The following is a 21,724-nucleotide window of genomic DNA, read 5'->3' on the forward strand; positions in this document are numbered from 1 at the left end:
CGCCTTTAAGGCGTGCTGTGCCAGCCTTCTCCAATCGCTAGGAACAGGGCCAGGTGCCGACCATGCAAGCGCAGAAACTGAATCGAGCCTTCAATGGCTTCATCGACAGCTGGGTCCCCGCCACGCTGATGAACGATCGCAATTCGGCGCAACGCGTCCGGATGTTCGTGATCAGTCACACGCTGGGGCCGTTTCTCGGCCATACCATCACGCTGGCGCTGCTGCTGCTCGATCCTCAACCGACACCCCATGTCTATGTCCTGGCCGGTTCGATAACACTGTTCTGCATCTTCCCGCCCGCGCTGAAGATCAGCAGTCGCTATTTCGACGCCCATCTCTGCTACAGCGTGCTCGCCCTGCTGTCGGTGATGAACCTGATCTTCGCGGTGCTGTGGGGGTCGTATCACTACGCCGGAATCAGTTCGCCGTTCCTGGTCTGGCTGCTGGTGGTGCCGCTGCTGGCCTTCTTCTATCTGGGCTCCAACCCCGTGGCACGGAACTTCGTGTTCGGCATGACCGGTTCCGGTCTTGTGGCGTTCTATCTGCTCTACCAGTTCGGCGGCGGCTTCCCGGAGCATGTCGAGAGCAGCGCCCTGGTGCCCATCGGCATCATCTCCATCATCTGCGCCATGGCCTATGTCACCATGATGGCGGTCTACTACGCCAACGTGGTCGATTCCCAGTCGGAGCTGCTGGCGGAGATCGAGCGGCATCAGTCCACCACCAGCCAGTTGCTGGAAGCCAAGGAAGAGGCGGAGCGCGCCAATGGCGCTAAGTCCGACTTCCTGGCCAAGATGAGCCATGAGCTGCGCACCCCGCTGAATGCCGTCATCGGCTACAGCGAGATGCTGCTGGAGGACGCGGAGATCGACGGACGCGGCGAGGATTCCGCGGACCTGAAGAAGATCAATTCCGCCGGCAAGCATCTGCTTGCACTGGTCAGTGAAGTGCTCGACCTGTCGAAGATCGAAGCCGGCAAGATGGAACTCTATACGGAGGAAGTCGACCTCGACGGCTTTGTCAGCGAGGTCGCCTCCACCTGTCGCCAGATCATCGCCAAGAACGCCAACGAACTGGTGATCCGCCGCTCCAGCGACCTCGGACGGCTGGAATGCGATGCCACGAAGCTGCGCCAGGCCCTGCTGAACCTGCTGAGCAATGCCGCGAAGTTCACCGAGAATGGCCGCGTCATCCTTTCGGCCCGGCGGGAGCGGATCGACAATCGCGACTGGGTCAAGATCGAGGTGCAGGATACCGGCATCGGCATCGCGCCGGACCAGATCGGCAACCTGTTCCACAATTTCTCGCAGGCCACCCCGTCGATCTCCTCGAAATTCGGCGGCACCGGCCTCGGCCTGTCACTCAGCCAGAAGCTCTGCCGCTTCATGGGGGGGGACATCACCGTCGAGAGCACGATGGGTGTCGGAACCACCTTCACCATCGTCCTGCCCGCCACGACCCGCGCCCTCGCAGCCGTCTCGACGCCGAGCGAGGAGACCGTGTCCCAGATGCCGTCCGAAGCGTCCGCGAAGGTCACACCGCTGGAACCGGCGGTCGCACGCCTTGGCCAGGACGGGCCGAAGCAGACCATCCTTGTGATCGACCCGGACCCGTCGGCGCTGGAGATCATGGAGCGGTCGCTGCAGAAGGAAAACTATCGCGTCGTGACGACCGAGCGCGCGAAGGAAGGGCTGGAGATTGCCCAGACCCTGCGACCCGATGCGATCATCCTGGACGTTGCCGTCAGCGACATGGATGGCTGGGAAGCGCTCGGTGCGCTGGGTTCGCAGGACGACACGGCCGGGATTCCGGTCATCGTGCAGTCCATCATCGACGATCCGCGCAGGGGCTACCAGCTCGGTGCCGCCGCTTTCCTGGTGAAACCCGTCGAACGCGAACCGCTGCTGGAAACCATCAGCCAGGTCTGCGACGAGGCCGGTTTTCCCGGGAATGAAGTCCTGGTGATCGACGATGACGGGACCGCATCCCGGTCCACCGTGACCGCTGCGCGGGAAGCAGGCTGGCATGTGACCGTCGTGCCGGATTTCGGCATCGGCCTGACCCGCGCGCACCAGGTGCAGCCCGATCTCGTGATCGTGGACAGCGACAGCATCAGCGCAGGCCTGGTTGCCTTCGTTGACGGGCTGAAGGATCTGGATGGCATCTCCATCCTTGTCCTGATCGACAGCGAGGCCGCGCCGACAAGTACGCTGACCATTCCGCGACCTGCAAGGTCCATCTTCAACGCCAGCGACCGCGATGACGTCCGCGCCACCGCTCTCGCCATGCTGAAACGCACCGACGACCTGCCCAGGCAGTCGTACAGGAAGGAGGCCGCCCATGGCTGAGATACTCCTCGTCGAGGACAATGAGATGAACCGGGACATGCTGGGCCGACGTCTTGAACGTCGGGGATATTCCGTGATCTTCGCGGTTGACGGCCCCGGCGGTGTCGCAGCCGCAAAGGACAGGCGCCCCGATCTGATCCTGATGGACATCGCGCTCGGCCAGATGGATGGCTGGGAGGCGACGCGGCTGATCAAGTCGGATCCGGACACGATGTCGATCCCGGTCATCGCCCTGACCGCCCACGCGCTTTCCAGTGACCGGGAGCGCAGCGCACAGGTCGGCTGCATCGATTTCGACACCAAGCCCATCGACATGCCGCGCCTGCTGCGGAAGATCGAAGCCTGCCTGGACGGGCGCGCCGTCTCCGCCGCCTGACTTCCGTCCAGGGTTCTCCGGTCAGGGATCCGTGGCCGATGTCCTCTGGCCCATGCTCTCTGGCTATTGACCCCCGGACATGATTGCATCGGAACAGTCGGGAACTGTTCCAAGAGGGCGCACGCATGAAGACCGCTGACAGCCGGGATGATCTCCGGCACATGCGCCATGCACTGCGGCTGGCACGCCGCGGCCTCGGGCGCACCGCCCCCAATCCTGCGGTCGGCTGCGTCATCGTCCGCGATGGCCTGACGGTCGGGCGCGGGTGGACCGCCCCCGGCGGGCGGCCGCATGCCGAGACCGGTGCGCTGGCCCAGGCCGGTGACCGGGCGGAAGGCGCCACGGCCTTTGTCACGCTGGAACCCTGCAGCCACCACGGACAGACCCCGCCCTGTGCCCGAAGCCTGATCGATGCCCGCGTTGCCCGTGTCGTCATCGCCATGACCGATCCCGACAGTCGCGTCGACGGGCGGGGCATCGCCATGCTGCGCGATGCCGGGATTCAGGTGCTGACAGGTGTCTGCGAGACGGAGGCGCGGGACCTGCAGCATGGTTTCGTGCTCAACCGCACCATGGGTCGCCCCCTCGTCAGCCTGAAGGTCGCCAGCAGTCTGGACGGGCGCATCGCGACCGCGTCCGGTGAAAGCAAGTGGATCACCGGACCCGGGGCCCGCGCCGACGGTCACATGCTGCGCGCGACCCACGACGCCATCCTGATCGGCGCCGGAACGGCCCAGGCCGATGATCCGGAACTGACCTGCCGCCTGCCCGGCCTGGCCGACAGGTCGCCGATCCGCGTCGTGCTGGATCGCCACCTGCGCCTGTCGCTCAGCGGTCGGCTTGTCCGCTCCGCCGCCGGGATTCCCCTGATCGTCTATGCCGATCCGGGCGTCGATCCGGACCGCAAGGCCGCGCTGGCCGATGCCGGGGCCGACGTTCGCCATGTCGCGACCGACCCGCACGGCCGCCCCGATGCCAGGGCGGTGGCGGAGGATCTGGCCCGCGATGGCGTCACCCGACTGCTGCTGGAGGGCGGCGGCGGCATCGCGGCGTCCTTCCTTGCCGCCGGGCTTGTGGACCGGGTCTTCTGGTATCGCGCCGGACTGACCATCGGCGGCGACGGGCGACCGGCGCTGGCACCGCTGGAACTGGACCGGCTGGCCGACGCGCCGCGCTTCCAGCGCATGGCGGCAATACCCCTGGGTGATGATCTGCTGGAAACGTGGCGCAGGCAGGCGTAAAACCCCCAGCAGCTTCAGTCGGGCGTCCGCGCCCGGCGCACACGAACAAGCGTCCGGGCTTGGGAGGAGATCGCATGTTCACCGGCATCGTTACCGACATCGGCCGCATCCGCGCCATCGAACCCCGTGGCGACATGCGCCTGGTCATCGAAACCGCCTTCGACATGGCGACGGTGGACATGGGCGCGTCCATCGCCTGTCACGGCATCTGCCTGACGGTGGTCGACAAGGGACCAGGCTGGTTCGCGGTCGACGTCAGCCAGGAAACCCTGGACCGCACCGCGCTGGGCCAGCTGGACGTCGGGTCGCGGCTGAACCTCGAACGCTCGCTGCGCGTCGGTGACGAGCTGGGGGGCCATATCGTGACCGGGCATGTGGACGGCGTCGCCACCATCGAGGCTCTGGAGACCGTGGGCGACAGCCGCCGCTTCGTCTTCCGTGCCCCGCCCCAGCTCGCCCGCTTCGTGGCGGAGAAGGGCTCCGTGGCGCTGAACGGGGCGTCCCTGACCGTGAATTCGGTCGAAGACGCCACGTTCGAGATCAACATCATCCCGCACACCCAGTCGCGCACCACGTTCGGAGACGCGAAGACCGGGGACCGGGTCAATATGGAAATCGACGTGCTGGCGCGGTATGTGGCCCGTCTGCAGGACACGGTCGCAAGCTGACGGCCACTCAATTCTCACGTTTCAGGATCAACGCATGTCATCGGAATATACCCGCTACCTTTCCTCCATCGAGGACGTCGTCGAGGATGCCCGCAACGGCAAGATGGTCATTCTGGTCGATGACGAGGACCGGGAGAACGAGGGCGATCTCTACATCCCGGCACAGTTCGCCACGCCGGAAGCGGTCAACTTCATGGCCAAGCACGGGCGTGGCCTGATCTGCCTGTCGATGACGCAGGGCCGGGTGGATGAGCTGGGCCTGTCGCTGATGTCCCAGAACAACAAGGCCCGGCACCAGACCGCCTTTACCGTGTCGATCGAGGCCAAGGACGGCATCTCCACCGGCATCTCGGCGCATGACCGGGCCCTGACGATCCAGGTGGCCATCGATCCCGCCCGCACCGCCGACGACATCGTCACTCCCGGGCATGTCTTCCCGCTGGTGGCGAAGGATGGCGGTGTGCTGCGCCGCGCCGGTCATACGGAGGCTGCGGTGGACATCGCCCGCATGGCCGGACTGCACCAGGCCGGTGTGATCTGCGAGATCATGAACGACGACGGGACGATGGCGCGCATGCCGGACCTGATCAAGTTCGCGCAGTACCACAACATGAAGATCGCCACCATTGCCGATCTGATCGCCTATCGCCGCCGCTCCGACAGGTTGGTGAAACGCAGCTACGAGACCACGCTGACCAGCGACTTCGGCGGGGAATTCAGGCTGGTGGTGTTCGATTCGGAAGTTGCCTACGCGGAGCCCCTGGCGCTGGTGAAGGGCGATATAACGGGCGACGAGCCGCCGCTGGTGCGGATGCATGCCTATGACCCGCGCAACGACCTGTTCGGCGAATCCGGCGGCAAGGCGAAGCAACTGGAACAGGCCATGCGCATCATTGGCCAGGAAGGCCGGGGCGTGCTGGTCTTCCTGCGGGAAACCCGGGAACTGCGCATGTCGGAATTCCTGCAGTTGCAGGAGGAAGGCAATGTCGAGCAGTTGCGCGAACTGCGCGACTATGGCATCGGCGCGCAGATCCTCACCGACCTCGGGATCTCCCGCATGGTCCTGCTGACCAACTCACCGAAGAACGTTGTCGGGCTGGAGGGCTATGATCTGGAGATCGTCGGCACCCGCCCCCTGAAGGAAGACTGACCATGGCCGGACCGCACCTGCTGATCGTCGAATCCCCCTATTACGAGCATATCGCCAACGGGCTGGCCCAGGGCGCCATCGCGGCAATCGAGAAGGCGGGCGGCACCTATGACCGCCTGTCCGTCCCCGGCGCGCTGGAGGTGCCCGGCGCCATCGCGATGGCGGAGGCGGCGGTGGACCGTGGCGACCGCAGCTATGACGGCTATGTCGCGCTGGGCTGCGTCATCCGCGGCGAGACCCTGCACTACGAGATCGTGTCCAATGAGTCCGCGCGCGGCCTGATGGACCTGACGATCTATGACGGTGTCGCGGTCGGCAATGGCATCATCACCGTGGAGAACGAGGAACAGGCCCTGGTCCGTTCCGACCCGGCGCAGAAGGACAAGGGTGGGGATGCGGCACGCGCGGCCCTGCGCATGGTGGAGATCCGGCGCGAGCTCGAAGCCGAATCATGAGCAACCCCCGCAGTGGCAGGACCGGCGGCAGGACCAGTGCCGAAGACCGCCGGAAACGCAGCACCGCGCGCATGCATGCGGTGCAGGCGGTCTATCAGCTGGAACTGAACGAAGGCCGCGTCGCCGATGTGGTGGCCGAATATTTGGACCATCGCCTGGGTCAGGACATCGACGGGGAGGAACTGCTGCCCGCCGACCGGGACTTCTTCCAGGACCTGGTGCTGGGAACCGCCGACCGCAGGCTGGAGCTGGACACCATCGTCGAACGCTCCCTCAGCCTCGACTACACCATGGACCGGCTGGAGACCCTGCTGCGCGCCCTGTTGCGGGTCGCCGCCTACGAGATGCTGGCGCGGATCGACGTGCCGGCCAAGGTCGTGATCAACGAATATGTCGATCTGGGCGTCGCCTTCTTCGCCGGGGGCGAGACCGGACTGGTGAACGGCGTTCTGGACCGCATGGCCCGCGAGATCCGTCCCGGCGAGATCGGGGACCGGGCGCGGCGGTAGATTGCGGAGCGGTTTTTCTTGCCCATATCCTGAACGAGTTGCCTGTCTGTAGAGGCTGGCCCCCGGCACCCTGCTTCCCCCCTTGAGGGGGAAGTGGCCGCGCAGCGGTCGATGGGGGGTGAGGCCGCAGGCCATGGGGGTGTGGACCAATTGCCATTCGGCTGCGCCGATTCACCCCCTTCCCGACCTTCCCCCATCAAGGGGGAAGGAGGTGGGCGGCAGATCGATGCAGCAGACGAACTGCTGAAACCGGAAGCGGAAACCTGGCGCAGGAGACGGCACATTGACCATCGAGGGCGGAGAGTTCGGGCTGATCGCGGACCTGCTGGCGCCCCTCGCGGCGGAGGGCGCCTTTGGCCTGACCGACGACGCCGCGCTGCTGCCGGAGCTGCCTGCGGGGCAGGGCTGGGTCATGACCAAGGACGCCATGGTCGCGGGTGTCCACTTCCTGCCCGATGATCCGCCGGACCTGATCGCGCGCAAGCTGCTGCGGGTGAACCTGTCGGACCTGGCCGCCATGGGCGCGGTGCCCTGCGGCTACCTGCTGGCCTGTGCCTGGACGCCCGAGACCACTCACGGCTGGATCGAGGGTTTCGTGGCAGGGCTGGCAGCGGATCAGGCAGAGTTCGTTATCGGTCTCTATGGCGGCGACACCGTTTCCACACCGGGACCGCTCACCCTGTCCCTCACCGCCTTCGGGACCGCGCCACGCCAGTCCCTGCTGCGCCGCAATGGCGCGCGGGCCGGGGACGACGTGATGGTCTCCGGCACACTCGGCGACGCCGCGCTGGGACTGAGGGTATTGCAGGGCACGCTGGACGCCGCGCCGGAACATGCCGCCGCCCTGGCCCAGCGCTACCGGCTGCCGCAACCGCGCACGACACTCGGGCCCGCACTCGTCGGCCTGGCCAGCGCCGCGCAGGATGTGTCCGACGGGCTGCTGGCCGACCTCGGCCATATCGCGCATCACTCCGATGTCGGCATGGAGGTGCATCTTGAACTGCTGCCCCTCTCCGTCGCCGCCCGCGAGAGCCTGGTCGAACGCCCCGACCTGGCGCAACTGCCGCTGAACGGCGGTGATGACTATGAACTGGTCTTCACCGCGCCGCCCGCCGCGCGGGAGCGGATCACGGAGACGGCTGCGGCAACCGGCACACCGGTCACCCGCATCGGCCGCGTAGTCGAAGGCAGCGGCGTCAGCCCCTTCGCCGCCGGTCGCCCGCTGCCGGTCAAGGGCCAGGGCTGGCAGCATTTCTGAGGCGGCGCGGCAACGGCCTTAAACCTTTGGAGAGATTTCATCCCTACCCTCTGCCTCTGCCCTTTCATGGTGGATGCGGAGAGCTGGTCCAATGAAGAAGATCGTCCTCATCGGTGCCGCGGTCCTGCTGCTTGGCGGCGGCGGCGCGGGTGCGTTCATGATGATGGGCGGCGAGGACAAGGCCGCACATGGCGAGACGGCGATGCCGGAGATCGTCATGAGCAAGGATCCGGTCTACCTGCGCCTTGACGGCCTGACCGCCCCGATCATGAAGGGCAGCCACGTCCGCCACTACATCTTCCTGAACATCAGCATCGAGATGGTGGACGACAGCGCCCGCGATGATGCCAGCCCGCTGAAGCCGCGCCTGCACGACGCCTTCCTGCGCGAATTCTACAGCAAGACCATCGCCCGCGGCGACGGCACCATCGATTTCGCCAATGTCTCCAAACGCCTGACCAAGCAGGCCCGGAAGGTGCTGGGCGAGGACCAGGTGGTCACCGTCCTGATCACCCGCGCCATGCGCGGCGCGGGCTGAGGTGACCCATCGGCAGGCAAGGCCCGTGCTTCAATAGACCGCCAGATACCGCGCGCACATTTCCTCCGGGGTCAGCCCTTCCAGCACGGCCAGTTCGCCGCGCTTGTGCGCCAGGTAGACATCGCGGAAGGTCTGGCCGAACCATTCACGGATGCAGTCTTCCGCGGCGAAGGCCTCCAGCGCCGCCTCGAGCGACGTCGGCAGTCGCGTGATCCCCATTTCGGTGAGTTCCCACGTGTCCATCGTGCTCAGGTCCGACTCCGTCACGGTCGGCGCGGGCAGGTTGCGGGCGATACCCTCCGTTCCGGCGTGGATGATGGCCGCCAGTTGCAGGTAGGGGCTGGCGGCGGCGTCGCAGGCCCGGACCTCCAGATTGAACTGCCGCGCGATGGCCAGGGGATCGAGCGAGGTTACCGGGCAGATGCGCACCGATGCCTCCCGGTCCCGCAGTCCCAGATTGTTGAACGCGGCGCTCCAGCGGTGCGGTGTCAGGCGCAGGTAGGAGATCGCGCTGGGGGCCAGCAGCGCCAGGATGCCGGGCAGGAAGGTGGTGATTCCTGCGGCGAAGGATGCGGCAACGTCGGACAGTCCGGTCGCGCTGTCCGGGTCGTGGGTCACGGGCTGACCGTCGGCATCGTTCAGGCTGACATGGACATGGACCCCGTTGCCGACACCTGCCGGGTCACGGATCGGGGTGAAGCTGGCACGCTGGTCCCGCTCCCGCGCCGCCACCCGCACCAGTTCGCGCAGGATCACGGCCCGGTCGGCGGCGGCAAGCCCGTCCGCCGGTTTCATCGTCACCTCGAACTGGTCCGCACCGAATTCCTTCATGAAGGTATCCGGGCGCAGGCCGTTGCGCGCCATCAGCTGGAAGATGCGCCGTCCCATCGCCGCACCGGACCGCGCCCCGGCCAGGGAATAGGAACTGCCACTGTCCCCAGCCGTCCCGCCGCTGACCTGAAACTCATGCTCGAACGCCACCGTGGTGGTCAGTTGCGCCACGTCCTGCAGCCGCTGCAGCGCTGACTTCAGGATCGACCGTGTGCAGCATTCCCACGGCTCCCCCGCCAGCGTGCGGATATCGCCCAGCATCACATGTTCCACCGGGTCGCCAATCTGGTCATGGATCACCCAGGTGGCAGTCGGGTCGGGGACCAGGGCCAGATCGCCCAGCGCCCCGAAGGGACTGTCGGCAATCACGTCGAAGCAGGTGATCTGCACGTTCGTCGGGGTCCAGCCGACACCGCGCTGCAGGCGCAGCGGCAGATCGATCTCCGGGAAGCCCTTGCCCCGCACCTGGCCGGCTATGTCGGCACAGCAGGCCATGATGATCTGTTCACTGCTCGCCATTCCCACCTGCTCCAACACTTTCATCCGGTTGCGGGAAATCATCCGGGCGGCGCATAGTCCTGTCAAATCGGGAGGACTGTTGACTTGTGGTCTGTTCCATCCCTCTCCCCCTCCCGGCCATCCAATCAGGATAGTGCCGTGGGTGGCCGGGAGGGGGAGAGGGATGGAACAGGCAGCCAGAACCAGAGGAAGACCGATGCTGACTGCCGACGATCCAGATCCTGTCCTGTTTCAGGGCTCCGCGGGCGGGGGCGGTATCCTGCTGACCTGCGAGCATGGCGGACAGCTTGTGCCTCGCGCGCTGGGTGATCTGGGCGTCAGCGCGGCGGACATGCAGCGCCACATCGCCTGGGACATTGGCGCGCTGGCCCTGTCGCAGGCCCTGCTGGAGAACGTTTCAGCGCGTCTGGTCAGCCAGCGTTTCAGCCGCCTGGTGATCGACTGCAACCGGGGTCCGGCCTCCCCCGACCTGATCCCCACCGTCAGCGACGAAACACATGTTCCGGGCAATCGCGACCTGTCCCCGACCGAGGTCGGCGCGCGGACAGCCGCGATCCATGCGCCGTTCCATGACCGTATCGCGGCAGAGATCGCGCGCGACCGGCCTCGCCTGCTGGTCTCCATCCACAGCTTCACGCCGGTGATGGGGCAGCAGCGCCGACACATGCATGCCGGGTTCCTGGCCAACCGGATGCCGGAGGTGGCGGAGCGTTTCATGGCCACGATCGGGGCGGCGGCACCGGAACTGGTGCTGTCGATGAACGAACCCTATACGGTTGATGACATATCGGATTACACCGTGCCGGTGCATGGGGAGGGCAATCGCCTGCCGCATGTGCTGGTGGAGGTGCGGAACGACCAGTTGCAGGACCCGGCCGGCATCCGTCGCTGGGCCAACCTGCTGGCCATCGCGATCAGGGATGTGGAGGCAGCAGAGCCATGACACAGGACCACCCGACAAGCCGTGACCTGCCGCTGGTGCCGGCGCAATCGGCCTTGCTGTTCATCGACGTGCAGAACTTCAGCGCCGATCCGGAGGGCGGCGAATATGAAGGCATGGACCCGGCGCATTTCGAGGAGAAGTACGGCTGGTACTTCCGTCATTTCGCCGCCGAGACCCTGCCGAACATGCAGCGGCTGCAGGGCGCCTTCCGGCGGCACGGGATCGAGGTCATGTACACGGTGATCGAAAGCCTGACCCGCGACGGGCGCGACCGCAGCCTGGATTACAAGATCACCGGTTTCAACGTCCCCCGGGGGTCACGGGACGGGCAGGTGATCGATGCCCTGGCACCGGGGGAGGACGAGATCGTCATCCCCAAGACCTCGTCGAGTGTCTTCATCTCCACCAACATCGACTATGTGCTGCGCAACCTCGGCGTCCGGCAGCTTGTGATCAGCGGCCTGCTGACCGACCAGTGCGTCGATTCCGCCGTCCGGGACGCCTGCGATCTGGGCTACCTCGTGACGGTGGTGACGGATGCCTGCGCCACCCACAGCATGGAACGCCACGAAAGCTCGCTCGGGCTGAACCGGGGCTACTGCCGACAGATCACCACTGACGCACTGCTGGCGGAATTGGACAGAAACGAACTTTGACGGGACTGTACGTGGGGTGCGGGCATTGCCCATTGCGGGGGCAGGCACGGCTGCTATCGTTTCAGGCTGAGAAGGTCATGCCGTTCAGGAGGGCACGCCGTCATTCTTGCCGTTGATGCGATCACCGTGGACCGCCTGCGCGACACCTCCCCCGCCGGGCACGGACAGCGCTTCACGTGCGCCGGCAAGCAGACGCCGTTCGCGCCGGTCTGGCAGGCCTCGCTTCACGAGAGCGGCAGCTATATCCTGAAACGCAACGACTGAACGCCAGCAGAAGGAGGGCATCATGGCCGTCGAGATCAACTGCGACATGGGCGAGAGCTTCGGGCTCTACAAGATGGGTGACGACGAGGGGCTGATGCCCTTCATCACCGTGGCAAACGTTGCCTGCGGCTTCCATGGCTCCGACTTCAACCACATGCGCGAGACGGTGCGCCTGGCCAAGCGCCACGGCGTCCGGGTCGGCGCGCATCCGTCCCTGCCCGACCTGCAGGGCTTCGGCCGTCGCGAGATGAAGATGGAACGCGAGGAAATGGCCAACTGCCTGATCTACCAGATCGGCGCGCTGAAGGGCTTCCTGGAAGCCGAGGGCATGAGCCTCAATCACATCAAGCCGCATGGCTCGCTCTACGGCATGGCGGCGAAGCAGGGACATATCGCCCATGCCGTCGCCGACGCGGCGGACGTGTTCAAGGTGCCGCTGTTCGGCATGATCGGCACGCTGCATGAGGAGATCTATCCCGCGCGCGGTCATGAGCTGGTCGCGGAGTATTACGCCGACCTGTTCTATGGCGATGCCGGCAACCTGCTAGTCACCCGCGTGCATGACCCTGTGGACCCGGAAGACTCCGCCGCCCGCGCCATCCGCGCGGTGACGGAAGGCAAGACGCTTTCCACCGGCGGTGTCGATGTCGCCGTGCGCGCCGACAGCATCTGCGTCCATTCCGACACACCCAACGCCCAGGCAGTGGCGGAAGCAGTGAATGCCGCGATCCGCCCCTACATGGCCCAGGCGGCCGAGTAACAGTCCCAACCAGAGGAATCCATTCCATGGCCGAACAGATCGTTTCCCCGCTTCCCGGCACCTTCTACCGCAAGCCCTCACCCGATGAGCCGAACTTCAAGAACGAGGGCGACACGGTGGCCGTCGGCGACGTGATCGGGCTGGTGGAGGTCATGAAGACCTTCAACGAGGTGAAGGCCGACAAGGCCGGCACCATCGCCAGCTTCGTTGCCGACAATGAGGAGGCCGTCATGGCCGGTCAGCCTCTGGTCGAACTGGGCTGATCGCGATCTCATGGCCATCAGCAAGCTTCTGATCGCGAACCGTGGCGAAATCGCCGTCCGGATCATCCGGGCGGCGCAGGCGCTGGGCATACGGACCGTGCAGGCGCACAGCATGGCGGACGCCGATTCGCTGGCCGTGCAGCTGGCGGATGAGGCCGTGAACATCGGCCCGCCACATGCCGCCAAATCCTACCTGAAGGTGGATGCGGTGCTGGAGGCGGCGAAGTCCAGCGGCGCCGATGCCGTCCATCCGGGCTATGGCTTCCTGTCCGAGAATGCGGCTTTCGCAAGGGCGGTGGAGGATGCGGGCCTGATCTTCGTCGGCCCGAAGCCGGAAACCATTTCCCGGCTGGGCGACAAGGCGGCGGCCCGCGCGGCGGCGGAGGCGGCGGGCGTGCCCACTGTTCCGGGCAGCGAGGGACTGATCGATTCCGTCGATGCGGCGCGGGATGCGGCGGAGCGCATCGGCTACCCGGTGATGATCAAGGCGTCAGCCGGCGGCGGCGGACGGGGCATCAAGATCGCGGAGAACGCGGACGAGCTGGCCAAGCTGGTCTCCCAGGCCCGGTCGGAGGCGCAGGCCGCCTTCGGCGACGGCAGCCTCTACATGGAAAAGCTGGTACGCAACGCACGCCATATCGAGGTTCAGGTGCTGGGCGACGGCACGGACGCGGTGCACTGCTTCGAGCGTGAATGCTCCATGCAGCGCCGCCGCCAGAAGGTCTGGGAGGAAGCGCCCTCCGCCGCGCTGGACGACGCCAAGCGCCAGGCCATCTGCACCTCTGCGGTGGATCTGGCACGCTCCGTCGGCTATCGCGGTGCCGGGACGCTGGAGTATCTCTACGACGATGCCAGCGGCGAATTCTACTTCATCGAGATGAACACCCGCATCCAGGTGGAGCACCCGGTGACGGAGATGATCACCGGCATCGACCTGGTGCAGGAGATGATCCGTATCGCCGGGGGCGAGAAACTGCGCCTGAAGCAGGACGACATCCGCCTGAACGGCCACGCCATCGAATGCCGGATCAATGCGGAGGATCCGTCGAACGGCTTCATGCCCGCGCCGGGAACGGTGGAGCGGCTGGTGGTGCCTGCGGCGGATCATGTCCGTTTCGACACCCTGCTGTACGAGGGCTATACGATTCCGCCCTTCTACGACTCCCTGCTGGGCAAGCTGATCGTGCACGGCCCGGACCGTGCGACGGCGATCGACCGCATGGCGGCGGCACTCGACGGGCTGACCATCGACGGCTTCAAGACCACAGTCGCCCTGCACAAGGCGCTGGCCCGGTCGGCGGACGTCCGCGCGAACGCCATCCACACGCAATATCTCGAGCCCTGGCTCGAGGCCCATCCCATTCCGTCCTGACGCAATCCAGAGGAGGTTCTCTCTCAATGGAATCCAGATACACCTTCGGCGGTGACGAGCACGTCTTCTGCGAGGTCGATACCGAAATGTCGCTGGAGGCGTTCTTCAAGAGCCTCTCCATGACCAATGCGGTGCGCGAAAGCCAGATCCGTGGTGTCACCGAGATCTGTCCCGCCAATGCCTCGTTCCAGATCAAGTTCGACCCGGACATCATCAAGCCCGACGACATGCTGGCAGAGATCAAGAAGCTGGAAGTCCAGGCGGAGAGCGCTGAATCGTCCATGGACACCCGCATCGTCGAGGTGCCGGTGCTCTACAACGATCCCTGGACGCACGAGACACTGATGCGGTTCCGGGAACGGCACCAGGACCCGAGCGGCACCGATCTGGACTATTCGGCCAGGATCAACGGCTATGACACGGTGGACGACTTCATCGCCGCCCATTCCGGTTCGCCCTGGTTCGTGTCCATGGTGGGTTTCGTGGCAGGTCTGCCGTTCCTGTATCAGACGGTGGAACGCGAGAAACAGATCGAGGTGCCGAAGTATCTCCGTCCCCGCACCGACACGCCGAAGCTGACGGTTGGCTACGGCGGCTGTTTCAGCTGCATCTATTCCGTGCGCGGCGCGGGCGGGTACCAGATGTTCGGCGTGACGCCGATGCCGATCTTCGACCCGCAGCAGCGGATCAAGTACCTGCAGGACTTCATGATCTTCTTCAAGCCGGGCGACCTGGTGAAATTCTCCCCCATCGACCGCGACACCTATGACGCGGCGGTCGAGGCGGTGGAAGCCAACGAATTCGAGCCGAAGATCCGCGACGTGCGCTTCTCCCTCGACGAGTTCAACGCCGACATCAATGCTTGCAACGCCAAGCTGGAGGGAGCACTGAAATGATCAAGGTTCTCAATCCCGGCCTCGCCACCAGCGTCCAGGACATGGGACGTCACGGCTATTACCACCTGGGCATCCCGCAGTCGGGCGGCATGGACCAGCTTGCACTGCAGGCCGCCAACCTGCTGGTCGGCAATGCGTCCGACGCCGCCGTTCTGGAAGCCACCTTCATGGGTCCGGAACTGGAGTTCACCGCCGACGCGGTGGTCGCCGTCACCGGTGCCGCCATGACGCCGAAGGTCGATGGCGCGGAACAGGCCAACTGGGAGTCCTTCGCGGTCAAGGCCGGACAGGTCCTCAGCTTTGACTATCTGAAGGGGGGTGCCCGCGCCTATATCGCCATCTCCGGCGGTATCGACGTGCCCGTCGTTCTGGGCAGCCGTTCCACCTACACGCTGGGGGCACTCGGCGGCTTTCAGGGCCGCCCGCTGGCAGCAGGCGACGAAGTGCCCGTCGGTCAGGGCAAGGGCACGGCAGGCCGTTCGCTCGACGCTTCGCTGCGCCGCGCACCGGGCTCGCCTGCGGAGATCCGCGTCCTGCCGGGTATCTACTGGCACTGGGTCACCGACAAGTCGGGGGCGCAGTTCTACGAGGACACCTGGAAGGTGGCGCCGGAGGCTGATCGCATCGGCTACCGCTTCCGCGGCGGCAGGCCGATCGAGTTCACGGAGCGGGAACGTCCGTTCGGTGCGGGCTCCGATCCGTCGAACATCGTCGATGGCTGCTATCCCTATGGCTCCATCCAGGTCCCCGGCGGCACGGAACCGATCATCCTGCATCGCGATGCGGTGTCGGGCGGCGGCTACTTCATGCTCGGCACGGTGATCTCCGCCGACATGGACCTGATCGGCCAGATGCAGCCGCATACGCCGACGCAGTTCGTCAAGGTCACGATGGACGAGGCCCTGCAAGCCCGCGCCGACCGCACTGCCCTGATCGGACGCATTCACGAGGCACTGGCGTAAGCCAGCACCCCTGATTGACGCGACCGCATCTGCCTGTTCCACCGGAAGGGGCAGGCAGATGCGGCTGTGAGACCCGGGCGTCGGCAGGTTTCAGGGGGTCGTGACACCGTTGGTGGGATCGCCCGCGGCGAGCATCTCCTTCAGCCGCTGTCGCTGGTTCGCGTCCGGCAGCACGCCGGTCGTCTCCGCCTCCAGGACCGTGACACCCGCTTCGTTGACGATGGTGACCTCGGCCCTGGCATGCCCGCTTCCGTCGACCTCGCGTATGATCCAGGTGCAGGTCAGGGTCTCTTCCGGATAGACGGGACGCCGGAACCGGAACGACATGTCCCTGGCCAGCCAGCCGATCTGGCCGCCGATCTCCGTGACCAGACTGCCTGTCAGCAGGCCATGGGCGATGGGCCCCCGCATGCCCTTCAGCGCCGCATAGTCGCTGTCGCAATGCACGGGATTGTAGTCCCGCGAAAGGCTGGCGAAGGCCGCGATTTCCGGGCCGCTGAAACGGCGCGTTACCTCGAACCGGTCGCCTTCGCGAATGCCGTCAGCCGCGCGCGCCCTCAAGTCCGTCATGGATGTTCCTCGCGCGGGCCGCGTCAGGCACTCAGGTCAGATCCTCGGCCAGCGACGCAATCTGATCGGCGGTCAGCCCGGCCATGTGATTGTAGTTCGGGTGGCTGATCCTCAACTGCACTTCGGCGGAGCCGTCCTTCAGGCTGGCGGCCTGCGCATCGGACAGGCTGAAGACGAAGAAGTGCACCGACGAGGCCTTGCCGTCGGCGTTGGTGCGGTCCAGGTCGTCATCGGCCTCCCCCTTCACCGCCTCGCCATTGATCACCAGGGCGACCTCATGCTCGATCCCGCCCAGCCGCGAAAGTTCCCGGTGGCGACGCACCGGATCCTCGATCTGCAGCATCATGGTGGCGGTCAGCGTGCGGCCGGAGGGGACCAGCGGCGCATAGGCCTCCAGCTCCTCCACCAGCTGCTCGGCACCACCGCCCTCGACCCGCAGCATCTCCTGAACCTGCCACCACATGGTGAAGTAGCTCTCGAAGAAGACGGAGGCGAAGGGGCCGACGTCGACACGGCGGTGCTGCTTGTGCGTCCGCAGTTCGGCCTGCAGCGCCGTGCGCTCCGCGTCGAAGCGGGCGGGGGGCAGGATGTGCTCGGCGAGCAGCGATGTATGGCGTTCGATCATTTCACTCACTCTTGCTTGTCTGGCACTCTTTCCGGTCGGGCAGTCGAACCGGCGCGCTGGTCACAGCAGGCCGCAGGCCTTCGCGAACAGCTCCACCGGATGGCTGGCGACCGAAGGCGGTGCCTTGAAGGTATCCGGGTTCTCGGCGTTCAGCCGCTCCATGCCCTGCAGCATGTGCACACCGGCCAGCGGACATTCGGAGGCCACATGGGCCTTGTCCTCACGTCCCGCAGCACGGGCCGCGTTCTTGCCGACCTTCAGCGCGGTCTCGAAATTGTCCTTCTTGATGCCCCAGCTGCCGCCGTGACCGGAACAGCGCTCGATGATCTTCAGTTCCATGTCCGGGATCAGCCGCAGCATGTCCGCCGCCTTCTGGCCCATGTTCTGGGCGCGGGCATGGCAGGCCAGATGCAGGCTGACGCCGCCGTCCAGGGGTTTCGGTTCCGCCGCCAGCCCTTCGTTGCGGGCAATGTCGACGACATATTCGGCAACATCCTTCGTCGCCTTCGACAGGCGCGCGACGTCCGGATCATCGGGCAGCAGCAGCGGCCATTCGAACTTCAGCATCAGCGCGCAGGACGGCACCAGACCGATGACGTCATAGCCATCCTCGATCCAGGGCTTCATGGCCAGCGCCACGTTCTTCGCACGCCGCGCCACATCGTCCAGGTCGCCCTGTTCCAGTTGGGGCATGCCACAGCATTCGGGGTAGACCACTTCGGTCTCGACGCCGTTCGCGGCCAGGATGGCCTGGGTGGCAATGCCGATGCCCGGATTGTTGTAGTTCACGAAGCAGGTGGCATAGAGCACCGCCTTGCGCGCCGCCGCCGGTGCGTCCGTATTGCGGGCAGGCGGATGGGCGGCATGGGCCGTGAAGCTCTTCGCATGGAACTTCGGCAGTTCCGCGTTCCGGTCCACGTCGGCGATGTCTTCCAGGATCGGGCGGGTGATCCGGTTGCCCCGGTCCGTCGCCCAGTTGGCGATCCCGGATGTCATGCCCGCCAGCTTGCCGTTGCGGTCGGTCTTCGTCATCTGGCGGTCCCAGAACGGCGTCTTGCCGTCCCGGTGTTCCGTTGCGCGATAGCGCAGCATCAGATGCGGAAAATCGAGCTGGAACTCATGCGGCGGCGTATAGGGGCAGGTGGACATGAAGCACATGTCACACAGCGTGCAGGCATCGACCACCGGCTTGAAATCGGCGGAATCGACGGTGTCGAGTTCCCCCGACTCGCTCTCGTCGATCAGGTCGAACAGGCGCGGAAAACTGTCGCAGAGATTGAAGCACAGGCGACAGCCGTGACAGATGTCGAACACCCGCCGCAGTTCCGCGTCGATTGCCTCCTTGTTGTAGAAATCAGCACTCTGCCAGTCGAGCGGATGCCGCTCCGGCGCGCCAAGGCCGCCTTCCATCTGTCATCTCCACCGTGATTCAGATTGCCGGGGCTGATCATCACGACAGCCGCGTCGGCGTGTCGAGCATGCAGGTATCTCCGTACCCGCATACACGATATCGGTCGTCCGCTGACCTGCTGACGGGCTACGGACCAGTGCAGCCCGCCACAGGAATGATCGGGGGCGACGGATGCCGCCCCCGAAAATCCGGTCAGCCCATCGAGTCGAGAGCCTTCTGGAAACGACCGGCGTGGCTCTTCTCTGCCTTCGCCAGGGTCTCGAACCAGTCGGCAATCTCGTCGAAGCCTTCGTCGCGCGCGGTCTTCGCCATACCCGGATACATGTCCGTGTACTCATGCGTCTCGCCCGCGATGGCGGCCTTCAGATTGGCTTCCGTGGAGCCGATCGGCTCACCCGTCGCCGGGTCGCCCACTTCCTCCAGGAACTTCAGATGGCCGTGCGCATGGCCCGTCTCGCCCTCGGCGGTCGAGCGGAAGACGCTGGAGACATCGTTGTAACCTTCGACGTCAGCCTTCTGCGCGAAATACAGGTAGCGGCGGTTTGCCTGGGATTCGCCCGCAAAGGCTTCCTTCAGGCTCTGTTCAGTCTTCGAACCCTTGAGCGACATGACCTTGTCCTCCTCCTCATGATGACGTGCCGGATGTTCATCCTGAACAGCCGACATACCAATTATGGGGTCTGGCGAGACAAGGTCAATAGTTTGGAATTATTCCAAAGACGATTTCCGGATGGAACCCGGCATGAGCCGCCCTTCTCAGGCGTCGCGCAGCCTGATGATGACTTCGGCGCGTTCGATCACCATGCCATCCGGCGCCGCCGGCAGATGCCCCAGCGCGATGGTCTCACCGGGAATGTCGGTCAGCTTGCCCGAACCCTCGTGATAGAAATGGTGATGCTCCGCGACATTGGTGTCGAAGTAGGACCTGCCGGGGTCGACCACGACCTCGCGCACCATCCCGGCCTGGGTGAACTGATGCAGGCAGTTGTAGACCGTCGCCATCGAAACCGGGACGCCGGCCTGGCGTGCCTCGTCGAACAGCATCTCCGCCGTCAGGTGCCGGGGTCCGGCGGACAGCAACAGCTCCGCCAGCGCCACGCGCTGCCGTGTCGGACGCAGGCCCGAGCCGCGAAGCCGGTCCGCAATCGTCATGTCAACCGTCTCAGTCATGCCTGCAATATAGTTACGAGCGGGTCGCAATAGAAGCCCCCACCGGGCAACTGGCAGTACACGCCTGTTTTGCGGGTTTTGTCGCCAGTGTCATATGGCTATAGTCCACCACACAAATCATCATGGACGGCCTGCGGCCACGGCGGCGATTCCGACAGGCGAACTTTGAAGCGAGGCGACACCTTGACGGATCGGAAGAGCAGCTTTTCCTACGAAGAACTCCTGCAATGCGGCCACGGGGAACTGTTCGGTCCCGGGAACGCCCGGCTGCCCCTGCCTCCGATGCTCATGTTCGACCGGATCACGAAGATCAGTGACGAGGGCGGCAGCTACGGCAAGGGCGAGATCCTGGCGGAGCTGGACGTGACGCCGGACCACTGGTTCTTCAAGTGCCACTTCGAGACCGATCCCGTGATGCCGGGATGCCTCGGGCTGGACGCCATGTGGCAGGCCGTCGGGTTCTATCTCGGCTGGCTCGGGCTGCCCGGACGCGGTCGGGCGCTGGGCGTCGGCGAGGTCAAATTCGGCGGGCAGGTTCTGGAAACCGTGAAGCTGGTTACCTATCATCTGTCCATCAAGCGCACGATCGCGCGGCGGCTGGTTCTGGGCATCGCGGACGGTATCGTGAAGGCTGACGGCGAGGAAATCTATACGGCCAAGGACATGCGCGTCGGGCTGTTCACCACCACCTGAGACAATTGAGGGCTATTCTTGAAACGGGTTGTTGTTACAGGGCTGGGTATCGTTTCGTCGATCGGCAACGATGCTGCGGAAGTCATCGAGTCCCTCAAGAGCGCACGTTCCGGCATTGAATTCGCGCCGGAGTATGCCGAAGTCGGCATGCGCAGCCAGATCCAGGGTTCCCTGAAGCTGGATCCGGCTGACCATATCGATCGCCGCGTGCTGCGCTTCATGGGTGGCGGTGCGGCCTACAACTACATCGCCTTGAAGCAGGCGATTGCCGACGCGGGACTGGAGGAGGACGAGGTTTCCAACCCGCGCACGGGACTGATCGCCGGTTCCGGCGGCCCGTCGACCTCCAATCAGGTCCAGGCCGCCGACATCGCGCGGGAGAAGGGCGTCAAGCGCATCGGCCCCTACATGGTGCCGCGCTGCATGTCCTCCACCAACTCCGCGAACCTCTCGACGGCCATGAAGATCAAGGGGATGAGCTATTCCATCTCCTCCGCCTGTTCCACCAGCGCGCATTGCATCGGCAATGCCATGGAGACGATCCAGCTGGGCAAGCAGGACATCATCTTTGCCGGCGGCGGTGAGGAACTGCACTGGACCCTGTCGATGCTGTTCGACGCCATGGGGGCCATGTCCAGCAAGTACAACGACCGCCCGGCGGAGGCGAGCCGGGCCTATGACAGGGACCGGGACGGCTTCGTCATCTCCGGCGGCGGCGGCATCCTGGTGATGGAGGAACTGGAGCACGCGAAGGCGCGCGGCGCGAAGATCTATGCGGAGATCGTCGGCTATGCGGCGACCTCCGACGGCGCCGACATGGTCGCGCCGTCCGGCGAAGGGGCGGAGCGCTGCATGAAGCTGGCGATGTCCACCATCGGCGACACCAGGATCGACTACATCAATGCCCATGGCACCTCGACGCCTGTCGGGGACATCATCGAACTGAACGCGATCCGCGCCGCCTTCGAGGGCCGGGACCTGCCCTGGGTCAGCTCCACAAAGAGCCTGACCGGCCACAGCCAGGGCGCGGCAGGCGTGCAGGAAGCGATCTATTCCCTGCTGATGCTGAACAACGACTTCCTGGCGGAGTCAGCGAATATCGAGAACGTTGACGACGGGGCCGGCGACTTTCCGCTGGTGCGGCAACGTATCGACGATGCCAACCTGAACTGCGTCATGTCGAACAGCTTCGGATTCGGCGGCACCAACGCCAGCCTGATCTTCAAGCGGTTCGAGGACTGAACGC

Annotated in this window: 25 protein-coding genes; 19 read left to right on the plus strand and 6 right to left on the minus strand. The window is 65.3% G+C overall.

The annotated features are described in order from the left end of the window. Window positions 1-62 precede the first annotated feature (62 nt). The 9 genes from QGV55_RS17175 to QGV55_RS17215 all read left to right on the plus strand — a co-directional run bounded on the left by QGV55_RS17175 (window position 63) and on the right by QGV55_RS17215 (window position 8,543). A complete protein-coding gene (locus QGV55_RS17175) occupies window positions 63-2,348 on the plus strand; it encodes an ATP-binding protein (RefSeq protein ID WP_281019415.1) in 2,286 nt (761 codons plus the stop codon). Continuing rightward, the gene (locus QGV55_RS17180; RefSeq protein ID WP_281019414.1) at window positions 2,341-2,724 is read left to right on the plus strand and encodes a response regulator; all 384 of its coding nucleotides are present in this window, start codon (window positions 2,341-2,343) and stop codon (window positions 2,722-2,724) included. Before QGV55_RS17175 ends, QGV55_RS17180 begins: the two co-directional genes overlap by 8 nt. A 125-nt stretch (window positions 2,725-2,849) precedes the next feature. Further along, complete coding sequence (gene ribD / locus QGV55_RS17185) at window positions 2,850-3,965, plus strand: bifunctional diaminohydroxyphosphoribosylaminopyrimidine deaminase/5-amino-6-(5-phosphoribosylamino)uracil reductase RibD (protein WP_281019413.1); 1,116 nt, start codon at window positions 2,850-2,852, stop codon at window positions 3,963-3,965. Between the two features lie 74 nt (window positions 3,966-4,039). Continuing rightward, the gene (locus QGV55_RS17190) at window positions 4,040-4,633 is read left to right on the plus strand and encodes a riboflavin synthase (RefSeq protein ID WP_281019412.1); all 594 of its coding nucleotides are present in this window, start codon (window positions 4,040-4,042) and stop codon (window positions 4,631-4,633) included. Window positions 4,634-4,667: 34 nt separating this feature from the next. Beyond that, window positions 4,668-5,783, plus strand: a complete 1,116-nt coding sequence (gene ribB / locus QGV55_RS17195) for a 3,4-dihydroxy-2-butanone-4-phosphate synthase (RefSeq protein ID WP_281019411.1) — start codon at window positions 4,668-4,670, stop codon at window positions 5,781-5,783. 2 nt (window positions 5,784-5,785) lie between these two features. Next, the gene (gene ribH / locus QGV55_RS17200) at window positions 5,786-6,238 is read left to right on the plus strand and encodes a 6,7-dimethyl-8-ribityllumazine synthase (RefSeq protein ID WP_281019410.1); all 453 of its coding nucleotides are present in this window, start codon (window positions 5,786-5,788) and stop codon (window positions 6,236-6,238) included. After that, complete coding sequence (nusB, locus tag QGV55_RS17205; protein ID WP_281019409.1) at window positions 6,235-6,747, plus strand: transcription antitermination factor NusB; 513 nt, start codon at window positions 6,235-6,237, stop codon at window positions 6,745-6,747. The genes ribH and nusB overlap by 4 nt, the downstream gene beginning before the upstream one ends. Window positions 6,748-7,030: 283 nt before the next feature. Beyond that, window positions 7,031-8,005 carry a thiamine-phosphate kinase gene (gene thiL / locus QGV55_RS17210; protein ID WP_281019408.1) on the plus strand — a complete coding sequence of 325 codons (975 nt, stop codon included), beginning with the start codon at window positions 7,031-7,033 and terminating at the stop codon, window positions 8,003-8,005. A 91-nt stretch (window positions 8,006-8,096) separates the two neighbouring features. Beyond that, on the plus strand, window positions 8,097-8,543 hold the full coding sequence (locus QGV55_RS17215; protein WP_281019407.1) for a flagellar basal body-associated FliL family protein: 447 nt from the start codon (window positions 8,097-8,099) through the stop codon (window positions 8,541-8,543). A gap of 30 nt (window positions 8,544-8,573) precedes the next feature. Here QGV55_RS17215 and QGV55_RS17220 read toward each other — a convergent pair whose 3' ends face one another. Then, window positions 8,574-9,917, minus strand: coding sequence for a glutamine synthetase family protein (locus QGV55_RS17220; protein ID WP_281019406.1), 1,344 nt, complete (start codon window positions 9,915-9,917; stop codon window positions 8,574-8,576). Between the two features lie 172 nt (window positions 9,918-10,089). Between QGV55_RS17220 and QGV55_RS17225 the strand changes: the two genes are divergently transcribed. The 8 genes from QGV55_RS17225 to QGV55_RS17260 all read left to right on the plus strand — a co-directional run bounded on the left by QGV55_RS17225 (window position 10,090) and on the right by QGV55_RS17260 (window position 16,009). Beyond that, window positions 10,090-10,836, plus strand: a complete 747-nt coding sequence (locus QGV55_RS17225) for an N-formylglutamate amidohydrolase (RefSeq protein ID WP_281019405.1) — start codon at window positions 10,090-10,092, stop codon at window positions 10,834-10,836. Continuing rightward, the gene (locus QGV55_RS17230) at window positions 10,833-11,492 is read left to right on the plus strand and encodes an isochorismatase family cysteine hydrolase (protein WP_281019404.1); all 660 of its coding nucleotides are present in this window, start codon (window positions 10,833-10,835) and stop codon (window positions 11,490-11,492) included. Before QGV55_RS17225 ends, QGV55_RS17230 begins: the two co-directional genes overlap by 4 nt. Window positions 11,493-11,618: 126 nt before the next feature. Next, on the plus strand, window positions 11,619-11,756 hold the full coding sequence (locus tag QGV55_RS17235; RefSeq protein ID WP_281019403.1) for a hypothetical protein: 138 nt from the start codon (window positions 11,619-11,621) through the stop codon (window positions 11,754-11,756). Window positions 11,757-11,778: 22 nt separating this feature from the next. Then, window positions 11,779-12,516: a 5-oxoprolinase subunit PxpA gene (gene pxpA, locus QGV55_RS17240; protein ID WP_281019402.1), complete on the plus strand. Its 738-nt coding sequence runs from the start codon at window positions 11,779-11,781 to the stop codon at window positions 12,514-12,516. Between the two features lie 26 nt (window positions 12,517-12,542). Further along, window positions 12,543-12,779: an acetyl-CoA carboxylase gene (locus tag QGV55_RS17245; RefSeq protein WP_281019401.1), complete on the plus strand. Its 237-nt coding sequence runs from the start codon at window positions 12,543-12,545 to the stop codon at window positions 12,777-12,779. A 10-nt stretch (window positions 12,780-12,789) separates the two neighbouring features. Continuing rightward, a complete protein-coding gene (locus QGV55_RS17250; RefSeq protein WP_281019400.1) occupies window positions 12,790-14,151 on the plus strand; it encodes an acetyl-CoA carboxylase biotin carboxylase subunit in 1,362 nt (453 codons plus the stop codon). 26 nt (window positions 14,152-14,177) lie between these two features. Next, complete coding sequence (locus QGV55_RS17255; RefSeq protein WP_281019399.1) at window positions 14,178-15,047, plus strand: allophanate hydrolase subunit 1; 870 nt, start codon at window positions 14,178-14,180, stop codon at window positions 15,045-15,047. Then, window positions 15,044-16,009, plus strand: a complete 966-nt coding sequence (locus QGV55_RS17260) for a biotin-dependent carboxyltransferase family protein (RefSeq protein WP_281019398.1) — start codon at window positions 15,044-15,046, stop codon at window positions 16,007-16,009. Before QGV55_RS17255 ends, QGV55_RS17260 begins: the two co-directional genes overlap by 4 nt. Window positions 16,010-16,099: 90 nt before the next feature. Here QGV55_RS17260 and QGV55_RS17265 read toward each other — a convergent pair whose 3' ends face one another. From QGV55_RS17265 to irrA, 5 genes are all read right to left on the minus strand, one after another. Beyond that, window positions 16,100-16,579, minus strand: coding sequence for a MaoC family dehydratase (locus tag QGV55_RS17265; RefSeq protein WP_281019397.1), 480 nt, complete (start codon window positions 16,577-16,579; stop codon window positions 16,100-16,102). A 31-nt stretch (window positions 16,580-16,610) separates the two neighbouring features. Beyond that, window positions 16,611-17,204 (minus strand): DUF3501 family protein, encoded by a 594-nt coding sequence (locus QGV55_RS17270; protein WP_281019396.1) that lies wholly within the window; start codon window positions 17,202-17,204, stop codon window positions 16,611-16,613. Window positions 17,205-17,264: 60 nt separating this feature from the next. After that, complete coding sequence (locus QGV55_RS17275; RefSeq protein WP_281019395.1) at window positions 17,265-18,614, minus strand: heterodisulfide reductase-related iron-sulfur binding cluster; 1,350 nt, start codon at window positions 18,612-18,614, stop codon at window positions 17,265-17,267. 193 nt (window positions 18,615-18,807) lie between these two features. After that, a complete protein-coding gene (locus QGV55_RS17280) occupies window positions 18,808-19,224 on the minus strand; it encodes a rubrerythrin family protein (protein ID WP_281019394.1) in 417 nt (138 codons plus the stop codon). Window positions 19,225-19,371: 147 nt separating this feature from the next. Continuing rightward, window positions 19,372-19,785: an iron response transcriptional regulator IrrA gene (gene irrA / locus QGV55_RS17285; protein ID WP_281019393.1), complete on the minus strand. Its 414-nt coding sequence runs from the start codon at window positions 19,783-19,785 to the stop codon at window positions 19,372-19,374. Between the two features lie 183 nt (window positions 19,786-19,968). Between irrA and fabA the strand changes: the two genes are divergently transcribed. Continuing rightward, window positions 19,969-20,478 carry a 3-hydroxyacyl-[acyl-carrier-protein] dehydratase FabA gene (gene fabA / locus QGV55_RS17290; RefSeq protein WP_281019392.1) on the plus strand — a complete coding sequence of 170 codons (510 nt, stop codon included), beginning with the start codon at window positions 19,969-19,971 and terminating at the stop codon, window positions 20,476-20,478. 18 nt (window positions 20,479-20,496) lie between these two features. Then, window positions 20,497-21,720: a beta-ketoacyl-ACP synthase I gene (gene fabB / locus QGV55_RS17295; RefSeq protein ID WP_281019391.1), complete on the plus strand. Its 1,224-nt coding sequence runs from the start codon at window positions 20,497-20,499 to the stop codon at window positions 21,718-21,720. Window positions 21,721-21,724: the final 4 nt, after the last annotated feature.

Source organism: Minwuia sp. IMCC3009, assembly GCF_029909415.1.
Taxonomy (GTDB): Bacteria; Pseudomonadota; Alphaproteobacteria; order Minwuiales; family Minwuiaceae; genus Minwuia.